The sequence below is a fragment of the uncultured Winogradskyella sp. genome, assembly GCF_947495255.1.
Taxonomy (GTDB): Bacteria; Bacteroidota; Bacteroidia; order Flavobacteriales; family Flavobacteriaceae; genus Winogradskyella.
In genome coordinates, this window is sequence record NZ_CANLYI010000001.1 from 361,936 (window position 1) to 374,303 (window position 12,368).

11 protein-coding genes are annotated in these 12,368 nt (G+C 31.7%); 5 read left to right on the forward strand and 6 right to left on the reverse strand.

All coding sequences use genetic code 11. The features are described 5' to 3' along the window. The first annotated feature begins 78 nt into the window (after positions 1–78). Positions 79–1,179: a DUF4407 domain-containing protein gene (locus Q0807_RS01530; RefSeq protein ID WP_299105577.1), complete on the forward strand. Its 1,101-nt coding sequence runs from the start codon at positions 79–81 to the stop codon at positions 1,177–1,179. Between the two features lie 110 nt (positions 1,180–1,289). After that, entirely contained in the window at positions 1,290–1,727 is a 438-nt protein-coding gene (locus Q0807_RS01535; protein WP_299105579.1) for a nuclear transport factor 2 family protein, read from the forward strand. A 142-nt stretch (positions 1,728–1,869) separates the two neighbouring features. Here Q0807_RS01535 and Q0807_RS01540 read toward each other — a convergent pair whose 3' ends face one another. From Q0807_RS01540 to Q0807_RS01565, 6 genes are all read right to left on the reverse strand, one after another. Then, entirely contained in the window at positions 1,870–2,199 is a 330-nt protein-coding gene (locus Q0807_RS01540; protein WP_299105581.1) for a hypothetical protein, read from the reverse strand. 224 nt (positions 2,200–2,423) lie between these two features. Continuing rightward, positions 2,424–2,684, reverse strand: a complete 261-nt coding sequence (locus Q0807_RS01545) for a DUF1272 domain-containing protein (protein WP_299105583.1) — start codon at positions 2,682–2,684, stop codon at positions 2,424–2,426. A gap of 184 nt (positions 2,685–2,868) precedes the next feature. After that, entirely contained in the window at positions 2,869–3,444 is a 576-nt protein-coding gene (locus Q0807_RS01550; RefSeq protein ID WP_299105585.1) for an alkylphosphonate utilization protein, read from the reverse strand. 87 nt (positions 3,445–3,531) lie between these two features. Further along, complete coding sequence (locus Q0807_RS01555; RefSeq protein ID WP_299105587.1) at positions 3,532–4,497, reverse strand: type I phosphomannose isomerase catalytic subunit; 966 nt, start codon at positions 4,495–4,497, stop codon at positions 3,532–3,534. 12 nt (positions 4,498–4,509) lie between these two features. Next, positions 4,510–4,995 (reverse strand): glycosyltransferase, encoded by a 486-nt coding sequence (locus Q0807_RS01560; RefSeq protein ID WP_299105589.1) that lies wholly within the window; start codon positions 4,993–4,995, stop codon positions 4,510–4,512. A 27-nt stretch (positions 4,996–5,022) separates the two neighbouring features. After that, positions 5,023–6,207, reverse strand: coding sequence for a response regulator (locus tag Q0807_RS01565; RefSeq protein WP_299105591.1), 1,185 nt, complete (start codon positions 6,205–6,207; stop codon positions 5,023–5,025). A gap of 180 nt (positions 6,208–6,387) precedes the next feature. Between Q0807_RS01565 and Q0807_RS01570 the strand changes: the two genes are divergently transcribed. The 3 genes from Q0807_RS01570 to Q0807_RS01580 are packed head-to-tail and all read left to right on the forward strand — an operon-like array spanning position 6,388 to position 12,202. Next, complete coding sequence (locus Q0807_RS01570) at positions 6,388–9,477, forward strand: hypothetical protein (protein ID WP_299105593.1); 3,090 nt, start codon at positions 6,388–6,390, stop codon at positions 9,475–9,477. Continuing rightward, the gene (locus Q0807_RS01575) at positions 9,477–10,694 is read left to right on the forward strand and encodes a hypothetical protein (RefSeq protein ID WP_299105595.1); all 1,218 of its coding nucleotides are present in this window, start codon (positions 9,477–9,479) and stop codon (positions 10,692–10,694) included. Before Q0807_RS01570 ends, Q0807_RS01575 begins: the two co-directional genes overlap by 1 nt. Continuing rightward, positions 10,688–12,202: a glycoside hydrolase family 2 TIM barrel-domain containing protein gene (locus Q0807_RS01580; RefSeq protein WP_299105598.1), complete on the forward strand. Its 1,515-nt coding sequence runs from the start codon at positions 10,688–10,690 to the stop codon at positions 12,200–12,202. Before Q0807_RS01575 ends, Q0807_RS01580 begins: the two co-directional genes overlap by 7 nt. Positions 12,203–12,368: the final 166 nt, after the last annotated feature.

The following is a 12,368-nucleotide window of genomic DNA, read 5'->3' on the forward strand; positions in this document are numbered from 1 at the left end:
TAACAAAACCTAACATTTAGCGTTCTTATAAGTAATCAATCAACCCGATTATTCAGGTCGATCAAAATCGAACGCTTTATGTTAAAACAATTTTTCATCCTCTGCTCTGGAGCAGATACGGATATTTTAAACGACTGTTCCATAGGAGAACAAAACAAATATGCTGGTATTGGTGCCACTGTTTTCTTCACAGCTGTTATGGCAACCATTGCAGCGAGTTATGCACTTTACACTGTTTTTGATAATTTATATTCTTCTATATTCTTCGGATTAATTTGGGGTTTACTTATCTTTAATCTCGACCGTTACATTGTATCTACAATAAAAAAAAGAGACAATATTATTGATGAAATCCTTCAAGCTACACCAAGGATTTTCTTAGCTGTGATAATTGCAATTGTCATTTCAAAACCATTAGAATTAAAGATTTTTGAAAAAGAAATTAATCAAGTTTTATTAGAGCAAAAGAACGATTTAACCTTGGCAAATCAGAACCAGATTGCAGAACAATTCAACCCTAAAATTACAGAATTAGAAGGTCAAATTTTAGGTTTACAATCTCAAATTGACAGAAAAGAAATTGAAGTTAATGCTTTATACGATACTTACATTTCGGAAGCTGAAGGCACTGCTGGTTCGAAACTTTTAGGAAAAGGACCCGTTTACAAAGAAAAACGAGATAAGCACGATACTGGTTTAGCAGATTTACAACAATTAAAAACAGAGAATAAAGCTAAAATTACAGCCATAGAAACTGAGATAGCAAACCTACAAACCGATTATACCAATAACGTAGCAACATCACAACCGGTTATTGATAATTTTGATGGTTTAATGGCAAGGATTACAGCCTTAGGTGAATTACCTTGGTTACCATCATTCTTTATTTTTCTGCTGTTTTTAGCTATTGAAACGTCGCCAATAATTGCTAAGCTTTTAGCTTCTAAAGGTGAATTTGATTTTAAACTACAAGATCAAGAAACGACGATTCAAACTTGGACCATGCAAAAGGTTGCAGAGCGTAAACTTCTCTTAAAGACGGATAATGATATTAATAACAAAGTCTATACTGAAATTGCAGATGAAGAGGAAGTAATGAACTACAAACGCAAAAAAGCGAGAGAGTTAATGCAACATCAGGCAGATGCTTTTTTTGAGAAACAAAAGAGTGCTCTATAATCTTATTGGCAAAAACATATTTGAGTTTAGATTCTAAAATTTAGATTTTAATACTAAAAAATTATACAAAGTCTCAAAATCATTACTTTTAAGAAAAAATCTTAACAGTAATGAAATTCTATTATCTCATTTTCGCCTTTATATTATTAAGCTGTAATACAAAACCAAAAGAAGACACTTTAAAAACTGCGAAAGCGGGAATTCTTAATGTAATGCAAAACCAAGAAAAAGCATGGAATAATCGCGACTTAGAAGGATTTATGCAAGGTTATTGGAAAAGTGATTCCCTCAAATTTTATGGTAGTAAAGGTATAACTAGAGGTTGGGAACAAACATTAACTAATTATAAAAAAGGGTACCCAACACCAGCAGAAAGTGGTACACTTAAATTTGTGATTAATGATATCTCTAAAATAGAAGGTGATAACTATTGGGTAATGGGAGAATATCATTTAACACGCCAAATTGGCAATACTAATGGTGTTTTTATAATCATATTTAAAAAAATAAATGGTAGCTGGAAAATTGTTGCTGACATGTCTTGTTAAACAGTTAAGTTACTTAGAAAAGCAAAAATCTCACTTTTCAGCAAGATTAGTTGAGTTAAAAAATAAAGTGAATCCGAAACATTCATCTATCACCACAAATACCTGGGAAACACTTTATTATATAATTACGGTAAACTCAGAGTTAAGCAGCTACAACACTGCCTGTTGCAATATTTGTATTGTTTGATGTTTCTTGTTTTGGTTTTTCTGTTTTAAAATGCTGATATAATTCTTTACACCCTAAGCCAGTTATAGATAATATCTTTGATTTAGTGATAGATTCGTTATGCAATCTAGCCAAAGCCATTACACCTGCTCTATCAATACTTCTTACACCTTCAATATCTAATAGTACTTCATCTAATTTATCGAAGATATTAGCAAAGTACAAATTGAAAGTCTTTAAATTTACTTTATTTAAAGTTCCTTTTACTTGGTAACGATTATTACTGTTTGTTATTTCTAAATCCATAATAAATAATGTTTAAGCGTTAATACTAATTGCGGGCTATTAATCAGTATAAAAGGTGTTATTATTTAGAGGGATAACCTCAATATCGGTCTATTCTTTGGGTCTCAAGGATTTAATCGATAAACCGTGATTTAGATTAGACTATTTGAAGTGCATTGTATATTTTTTCGATAAACTACGTCGTAAAAACAAATAAATTGTCAGAAAAATTAACCATATAACACTTAAGAATTAAACTTTTGAAGATGTACTTTTAAATCTACAGGCTTGTAAACAATTACCGTTGAAACCTGATATTTTTGAAGCAGTTGTGAAGGTCTAATTGGTCGTTTTTCAAATCCTCCTCCACAATTAGGACAGACTCCTTTTAACAATGATACGCAATACATACAAAATGTGCATTCAAAAGTACAAATCATTGCTTCATTAGAATCATGAGGCAATGATTTGTTACAATTTTCACATGTTGGTCTTATTTCTAACACTTAGATTATAATTTGAAGAATTAAAAATAAGTGATTAATTTTATAGCATGAAGTATAAGTACAAAATAATCATCATGGTAATACTGGCAGCACTTACCATATATGGCTTAGTAACAGAAAAATACCTTTTTATGTTTTTTCTAATACCATTAAGCTTTGACTTCTTTAATAAGAAAAATTCTGACTAAATTTTCTTTACATACTTAGTAATAATTACAGTTAAGGTAGGACCTACTTTCCCTTCAATATATTCTGCATTATCTCGATCCAATCTAATATTCCTAACAGCAACACCTTGTTTAGCAACCATACTAGAACCCTTCACTTTTAAATCTTTTATTAAAACAACAGAGTCTCCATGATTTAGAATAACACCATTGACATCTCGATGAATAACTTTATTTTCATCGACGTCACCATCTCCTGAAGCTTTTGCTAATTCTAAGGTTTCTTCTTCCATGTACATCATACCTAACAAATCTTCCGTCCAATCAGCTTTAATTCTGTTAAGCATACGCCAAGCCATAATCTTCACGGCATCGTGCTCACTCCACATGCTATCATTAAGACATCTCCAATGATTAGGATCAATGGCATCTGCATCGTCCATCTGTTCTGTACAGGTTTTACATGCTAATAATGCTGTTTTTAACCCATTTTCCTTTATATCTGAAACGGTGTACTCAGATAAATTCTCCTCGTTTCCACAAAGCTCGCATTTAGAGCCGCTGCGTTGTTTTAATTCTCTTTCTAATGACATAATATATATAGTATTATGCAAATGTAAAATTAATTAAGACTTTTAGACATTTTTTAGAAAGCCATTTACAACTATTGTTAATCTTGTTTATATGAATACCTCAAGTAGTTTTGACCCTTGAGAATTAAACTCAACTGAATCTGTATTTGCAGGAACCAAAATAGTTTCGCCCATAGTTACAACCTCTGTTAGATTATTAACGGTTACTTCTGCAGTCCCTTCAACACACATAAATATGACAAAAGAATCTAAATAGCTATAATCTCTTTTTTGATTTGCTTTAACTTCAAAAATATTTGTGGTAAAAAAATCGCAATCGACTAAATTACTGGTTTTGTTTTCTTCTAACTGATAATTACTTTTTCCGTTAGAAGGAAAAGATTTAGTTGCTCCTATTGCAGAAACTGTATGTAGTTCTCTTTGCTCACCAGCAGCATCAGTTCTGTCCCAATCATAAACACGATATGTGATATCACTTGTTTGTTGAATCTCTGCAGCTAAAACACCTGCACCAATGGCATGGATTTTTCCTGCTGGAATAAAATAACTATCGCCTTGTTTTACTTTTTCTGTATTAAAAATTTCATCAACGTTAGAAGCATTAATTTCACTTAATACATTTTTATCTATATCATTATCTTTTAAGCCTAATACAATTTCAGCATCTTCATCACTATTCATTATATACCACATTTCAGTTTTGCCAAAAGAATTGTGCTTCGCTTTTGACATTTCATCATCTGGGTGCACTTGTACAGATAAATTAGTTTTAGCATCTAAAAACTTAATTAATAATGGGAAATTTTCTCCGAAAACATCAATATTCTGTTTTCCTAAAAATTCACTTTTATGAAGTTTAATTAAATCATTTAAAGATTTACCTTTATAAAGCCCATTTGCAACTGTAGAAATATTGTCTTCAACACCAGAAATCTCCCAGCTTTCACCAACATTTTTTAAATCTGTTTTTTTATTTAAAATCTCAGAAAGTTTTTCTCCTCCCCAAATTTTCTCTTTTAGTATAGGTGCGAATTTTATCGGATATGCTTGCATAATTTTTTTCTTTTAAAGATTTGTTTGAAACTGAAGCTTGATGAAAATGTTATTTTCTTTTATTTTTTTTAAATAATCGAGTAGTGAGAATACGCTCTGAAATAAGGTTTGCTTCTTTTTTAAAGTCTTCATATTATAATTTAAAATAGCATCTTGGTTTTCAGTTATAACCTCTATTAAGCCATTTAAACCATGGTATTTAATATTTAACATGTTGGTAGAAACATAACCTAAATGCTTTAAATTAAACTCGTTAAACATAAATCTTGCTCCTGCTTTTACGGCAGACATATCAGACTTAAATTTTCTAACATTAACTACCGAAACATTATCACATTCATCCTTTACATCCCTTAACAAATCATAGGTATTATCTTTACTATCATTATTTACGAGGCACAGTTCTAAATTTCTAGTCTGTTTAATTTGATGAATGAAATAATCAATATCCATTTCTTTTTCGTTATTGTGAAAGATTATAATAATACCGGTTTTCATGATTTAGGGATTTAATAAAGGTTGTAATTAGGCTACTTTTAAGTTGTTTGAAACTGCTGCTTTTGTGTTTTGTTTTTTATTTCTATACACCCAAGCTATTTGACCTAATTGACCAACAATCTTTACGGAATCTTTCATAGATAATTTAGATCCATCAGCATGTATCCATCTTTTTAATGGTTGCTCACATAACATGGCTTTTGCTTTCTTTAACCCGAAGTGGATACTCATTCTTTTAAAGATTTCTACATCAAAAATCCATTGCGTTACAAACTTTTCGCCAAAGGCAATATCAATAACATCTTTATGGAAAATTTTTGCACCACATTGCGTGTCTTTAAAATCCATTTTTAAAATCTTTCTGATAATAAAGTTGATGGTTAAACTGATTATTTTTCGTGCAGATTCTTTAGTAATGTTTGCTCCCATTCTAGAGATACGCGACCCACTTACTATTTTAAAATCTGAAGTTTCAATAGTTTTTACTAAATCATCAAAATCTGCTAAGTCTGTAGATAAATCGGCATCTAAAAAACCGATGTAGTCTAAGTCTTCTTTTTTAGCCATGTGTAACATTCCTAAACGAACCGCTTCAGCTTTTCCTCCATTCTTCTCACAATCGTATACAGTGATAAAATCTTCTCTTCCTTTTTGTAAGTCTTTTAAAACTTCTAAGGTTTTATCTTTACTTCCGTCATTTACAAAACACAAATGGTAACCAGAATTCTTATCGATATAAGTTAAGAACTCATCACTTAACAAACGTTCTTCTTCATTATAACATGGAATAACAACACCAACACAACGTTCTTGAATCATTACATCACTTTTTGTAATGATATTTTTAGTTTCTGGCGTACCAATTAAGCGTTTTACACGAGCACTAATTTCGTTTAAGCTTAAAGGCTTTTTCATATAATCATCAATACCAAGTTCAAAAGCTTGAGTGATGGTATCATCTTTAGTATTACCTGAAAGAATCATTATTGGTGTTTCATCATTTTTAGTATTTCTGATATACTTAACCACTTCTAATCCTGACACTCTAGGCATGTTAATATCTACAATAACTAAATCTGGACTAAAAGATTCATATAATTCTAATCCTTTAGAAGCATCAGTTTCTATCTTTACTTCGTAACCTAGTTCTAATAATCTTTTCTCTAATGGAAGTAAAACTAATTGTTGGTCATCTATGGCTAAAACTTTCATAATAATTGTATTTGTTCGTTATTTACAGGTCAAAAGTACTTGAGAAGAAGGCTCTAAAATTTAAATTTAGCCGAACCTATATTTTAGTGTAGACGAATGGTAGATTGCTATAGACAATTAAAAATAGAACCACTATCTAAATTATATATCTTTACCATATCAATATAGCTTAGGCTTTTAATGAAGGAAACCTCAAATAAATACTTAATATCTGCGCTGCTTTTAGGATTAGCATTTCATGGTAGTTCCATATTTTTTACTTTGGAAACGACTTACGATGCCTTAATCCATTTATTCTTTGCAGACCACTATGCTAATAGTTGGTTTGAACCATGGAATTATGAGTGGTACACAGGTTTTACCGTACAGAGTTATCCACCTTTAGTACATCAATCTATAGGACTACTCTCTATGATTGGAGGCTTAAAGTTTGGGATGTTTAGCGTTGCACTAATAGCTATTGTACTTTTTATAACAGGAACGTATCGTTTCTCTTTATTAATGACAGGCAATAAAACCGTTGCAGGCTACGCCTCTCTATTAGCAGTATTTTCATCATCATTTGTAGAAACCTTGCATATTTTTGGGCAATTACCAAGCATTGTTGGGGTCTCAGTATTAATGCATGCCTTACCAGAAATCTATCTTTGGTTAAAAACAGGCAAGAAATGGTATTTAGCAACTTCATTATCTCTAATTGCTGTGACCGTGACTTCGCATCATGTGACACCCATTTTTGGAATGGTTTTTTTCATCTTTCCTTTAATAGGTATGGTAATTATGGATGTTTCTAGAGAGCAGGTGAACTCAATGAATGAAGTGAATTTTAAACTATTTCTGAATACTTTTTTCAAGCTCTTTAAACGTATTGTGAGCTTTGGGATGTTATCTCTAGTTTTAATTATAGGTTGCATTTTTCCCTATTGGTTAAACTCTAAAGCCAACCCAATTACTCAGGTTCCAATTCCACATGGTTCTAGAGATAATTTTTTAGAAATCACATCTTCCGGATTAGTTTTCTTTCTTATTCCTTGGGGAATCTTATTGGTATTGCTACCATATATATTTTACAGATACTATAGCAAACGTTACTTGTTTTTTGGTTTATCGGTTACTATTTGCACCATTTTAGGAACAGGAGGCACAACCTCTATTCCATTAAAAATGTTAGGTGAAACCGCATTCAACATTCTAACGCTAGACCGTTTTACGCTTTGGGCTTCTATCTTATCCATTCCGTTAATGGGAGAATTTGCCTATCGTTTTGTGGAAGGCGATTTAAAAGAATTAATCCAAGAGAAGTTTGGAGCAGTTTACCACAGAATTATTGGCGGCATTTTAGCTGGCTTAATGGTATTTATGGTCGTATTTACCATGAGTTTAAACTACTTTAGACCATCGCAACCACAGAAAATAAAGATGTTGCCTATTGTGAATTTCTTAAATCAAGATGACCACGATAAATGGCGATTTTTAACTTTAGGTTTTGGTGACCAAATGGCTTGGTTGAGTGCTCAAACCAATGCTATGACTGTAGATGGAAATTACCATTCTGCAAGGCGATTACCAGAATTAACTACACGACCAATTGAGCGATTAGAAAATTCTAAATTTAAAGGTGTTGCAGGTATTGGTTCACTTCAGCAATTTTTAACCACACCAGAAAAATACAACCTCAAATACATTTTTTCTAACGACAAGTTTTACGACCCTATCCTCTACTTCTGTGGTTGGCAACGTTTGCGACAATTAGAAAACGGCATTATGGTTTGGGAACGTCTCAATATTCCACCTGTTTCATCCATTTTACCTAAAGAAGATGTTGCTAAATGGCTAAAGATTCATTGGGGAATTGTGCCATTTTTAACCGTTCTGATTGCGTTTATTTTAAACATACAAATGCTTTGGGTTAACATGCTGAAAACACGCATTAAACCACTTCCAGACTTTTTAAACTTTTCTGTTTCCTATAAAAAATTTAATAAAACGGTATTACGAATCACACACATCTGGTCGCTAATTTTAGCCATCATTGTGTTTTATGGTATTTATTTATTCTATTTAAAAAACGACTCACAACGTAGTCCAGAAAATGCAATAATTGCGTATTATGATGCTCTAGATTTTAAAGAGTTTGAAAAAGCACATAGTTTAATCGACCCAAACAATACTATTCCTATTGCGCAATACATGTTAGAAATTTCTGTGACAGATGGACTCTTAAGTAGCTATGCTAAAATGGATGCCATAGAAACCGAAATTACAAAACATAACGATAGTACGGTCTCTGCAAAAGTGATAAGCCAATGGATTACACCTTTAGAAAAAATTGAAAAAGTTGACTATAAAACGTTATCCAAACGTAAAGGGAAATGGTATTTACACCCAGACGATTTAAAAAACGATTTGCCGCCAGACCAATTATATTCAGACAATACAACACAGTATTTTAACCAAGGAAGACGACGTATTACTACCGAACAAACTCATCACGAAGACATTTTAAAACAACCCGTTTTAGAGGTCGTTTCAGCAAAATTGGTGCAATATGATGGTAGCTATGCTATTATTGGTGAAGTGCAAAATATAGATAATGTACCTGCAGATGTTATTTTAAAAGGAACACTATATAACGATGACAATAAGGAACTCGCAACATATAATGCTAAGTATCATGTGAAGCACAAATTGATGCCTAAAGAATCTAGTAGTTTCCGAATTAACTTTGAAGGCATTGCATGGTCTAGAACCCAAGATTCTATTCCAGATACGTTTAATCCAGATGAATTTACACCTATAGAATTTGAAGAACAACCCACTAAATTTAACTTACAGGTAGCAGGAAATGTCTCTGGTTCTGATTTGTATAAAAACGTAGTTTTAAGCGATATCAATATTAATAAAGAAACCATGAATGGCAATCTTTTTAATAGTGGCATCCAGGAAATAACCATACCTCAACTATTAATAACGTATTACGACGAAAACAAAAACATGGTTTGGGTAGACCATTTATTTGTAAAAGCAGGCGTAAGACAACAACGTAAGCAAGATTTTGAATATACTATATTAAAAGATGGCAAAGTGAAAATCATTAACGGTAGCATGAAAAATATTTTTGTTAACGGCTTGCCTAATGAAGACATTTCAGATAAAATAGTACCAAATAGAATATTAAATCATACCAATGCGCAATTACAACCCATTGACCATCCTGATTTTAGTTATATTAAAATAGAAATTAACACGTATATCGGAAGTCCTAATTAATGATATTAAAACGCACATATTTGTTTATTCTAGCTTTGATTTTATTATCATCATTTGCTGTTGTTCAACAAAATGAAACGCTAATTAAAATTGAATTACTAAGCACACAAACTGAGTTTGAAGTTGGCAGTAGCATTGTTTTAAAATTTTCGGCTTCTAAAGAGGAACAACCTTTATTATATTGCTCTAACAGTTATGGTTCTACCGTAATTTCTTCAACATTAAAAAACAATATTCTAGAATTTTATATTCCTGAAAACATTACAAAAAAAATAGGTGTCGTAAATTGGAAATTGTTGAATGCAACCAATCCGCTTTCAGGTCAATTAAACATCAACCCAAAAGCAGAAGTGGCAACGTTAGAAACCTATATTGGTCCACCAAGTATTGAAGCTGGCGAAACAGATTACACCATGTTAGTTGTAATTCCAACAGATTCATTAGACAATCCTGTACCAACTAATACTTTGGTAAAAGCAAAACATCAATTTTTAGCTTCAGAAGAAACAAATGACATTTATACGAAGAATTTAATTTCATGGAGGAATATGTATTCTAAAAAAGAAAGTGGACGCATGCTAGTCTCATCTGAAAGTATTGGTATTAATTCTAAAGAATTCACCATTAATGTCATGCCTGCAATCCCTACAGATTTCAAAATTTCTGCAACCAGACCACATGATTATGCAGATGGAAATCAAATAACCACATTTACCACTTCAATTATAAAAGACAAACAAAACAATGTAGTCAGTGATGGCACTTTTGTGACGTTTTTTATAAAAAACAAAAACCAAAATATTTTAAAAACCACTGGTACAACTATTGATGGCATTGCAACTTCAAAAATGATTCATCCAGATTATGAAGATAATTGGAACGTTAAAGCCTATGTAGATGGCATGTCTGAGAGTAATAGTATTTCAGTGGATTACAAACAAGTTATTAAAGATTTTGATGTTGTTTTTTCTGAAAAAAACAGGTTGATAACCGTTGGACCATTACAAAGCTTTATGCAACAAATGATTCCGGATGGATTGCATGTAAAACTTCATATTTACAAAAATAATTCGCGTATTGAAACATTAACCAAAACCTCATTTAATGGTTATGTTAATTTCAAATTAAAGTCCGCTATTTACAACCATGGCAACTATGATTTCACCATTGAAACTGCCGGAATATCAAAAGAATTTAAAACAAAAAAACTATGGTAGGTCTTAGCAAAAACATAACGCGTACCATATTAATTGCCTCATATATTATGATTGTAGCCCTAATCATTTCTGGTGTAAGCGCATTATTTAGTTATCTAAATACAGGTGCAGACCGAAGCACCATGTTGCACACCGAAATTCAGAAAGTAGAACAATATTTACCAAAAGTTAGTTGGGAACCTTTAAAAAACGAAGGCCGACCAATGGATAACCAAACTTTAAACGCTTTACAAAGCGATTATTTAGATGCTTGGTATGTAAAACAAATTGCATATAACACCAATAAAACCGCAGGTATTAAAGATTACTACACCGACAGTGCTAGAGAAAATTTATATAGTTTTATTGAATTAAATAAAGCTGAAAATATAACTATTGAAGCAACCACACTTAAGCACAATCCTACTTTAGAGTTTTTTAGTCAAGATGGACAGTTAGCTGTTATTACAGACCGAAATGTTATAGAATACAAACGTGTTTTTAAAGCTGAAAAATTAGTTTTAGAAACAACAGAAACATCCAACTACAAAATTGTATTTTTATTAGAAGATGGGTTTTGGCGTATTAGGCATATGGTTAAGGAAGACGCTAATATTTATGATAATAAGACCGAACCAATTTCAGTAGACAATTTAAATATAAAAGGCATTAACTACTATCCACAAGCCAATCCTTGGAATATGTTTGGAGATGAATTTTCCGTAGATACCATTTCTAAAGACTTTAAAATTATTAAAGATGCCGGTTTAAATTCGGTACGACTGTTTGTGCAATATGAAGACTTTGGAAAAGAACATGTAAATCCTAAAAAACTAGAGAAGCTTAAACAGACTTTAGATGCAGCAGATGCTCATAATTTAAAAGTTGTTTTAACGTTATTTGATTTTTACGGCGATTATTCAGTAATGAGTTGGACGTTAAATCAACGTCACGCAGAAGCCATCGTTACAGCTGTAAAAGACCATAACGCACTCTTAGCTTGGGATATTAAAAACGAACCGAATTTAGATTTTGAATCTAGACAAAAAGCCGTTGTGATTGCTTGGTTAGATAATATGATTGATTTAGTGAAATCAGTAGACAATGTGCATCCTGTTACCATTGGATGGTCTAACACGCAAAGTGCTTCGATTTTAAAAGATAAGGTAGATTTTGTATCGTTTCATTATTATGAAGATTTAGAAAAATTAGACGATGCCATAAAAACCATGAAAACCAAAATACCAAATAAACCTTTAGTACTTCAGGAATTTGGATTGTCTTCTTATTCTGGTTTTTGGAAACCTTTTGGCTCATCTGATGAAGACCAAGCGAACTACCATAAAAAAATCCAAGAACAAATTGCAGCTAATAATTTGCAATTTATGTCTTGGACATTATATGATTTTACTGATGTGCCAACAGATGTTGTAGGTAGTCGTCCTTGGCGTCGTAATACCCAAAAACGTTTTGGGTTTATTGATAAAAATGGGACAAAAAAAGATGCATTTAAATATATTTCTAATTAATGTTTTTATAACATTAAAAGTAATTATGCTATATAGATTGCAAGGCAAAGAACCTCGACACTAAATGATTATTTTACACTTAAGATATTTTAGTCATTCTTAGTTCTCAATGAGAATAATTAGATATTTTTCAGAATAAAATTTCAATTAGAACACAGTGAAGAAT

Excerpts from the sequence above, each read along its gene's own strand:
- Q0807_RS01555 (WP_299105587.1), bottom strand. The coding sequence starts at position 4,497 with ATGCAAGCATATCCGATAAAATTCGCACCTATACTAAAAGAGAAAATT.
- Q0807_RS01535 (WP_299105579.1), top strand. The coding sequence starts at position 1,290 with ATGAAATTCTATTATCTCATTTTCGCCTTTATATTATTAAGCTGTAAT.
- Q0807_RS01550 (WP_299105585.1), bottom strand. The coding sequence starts at position 3,444 with ATGTCATTAGAAAGAGAATTAAAACAACGCAGCGGCTCTAAATGCGAG.
- Q0807_RS01580 (WP_299105598.1), top strand. The coding sequence starts at position 10,688 with ATGGTAGGTCTTAGCAAAAACATAACGCGTACCATATTAATTGCCTCA.
- Q0807_RS01570 (WP_299105593.1), top strand. The coding sequence starts at position 6,388 with ATGAAGGAAACCTCAAATAAATACTTAATATCTGCGCTGCTTTTAGGA.
- Q0807_RS01560 (WP_299105589.1), bottom strand. The coding sequence starts at position 4,995 with ATGAAAACCGGTATTATTATAATCTTTCACAATAACGAAAAAGAAATG.
- Q0807_RS01575 (WP_299105595.1), top strand. The coding sequence starts at position 9,477 with ATGATATTAAAACGCACATATTTGTTTATTCTAGCTTTGATTTTATTA.
- Q0807_RS01565 (WP_299105591.1), bottom strand. The coding sequence starts at position 6,207 with ATGAAAGTTTTAGCCATAGATGACCAACAATTAGTTTTACTTCCATTA.
- Q0807_RS01530 (WP_299105577.1), top strand. The coding sequence starts at position 79 with ATGTTAAAACAATTTTTCATCCTCTGCTCTGGAGCAGATACGGATATT.
- Q0807_RS01540 (WP_299105581.1), bottom strand. The coding sequence starts at position 2,199 with ATGGATTTAGAAATAACAAACAGTAATAATCGTTACCAAGTAAAAGGA.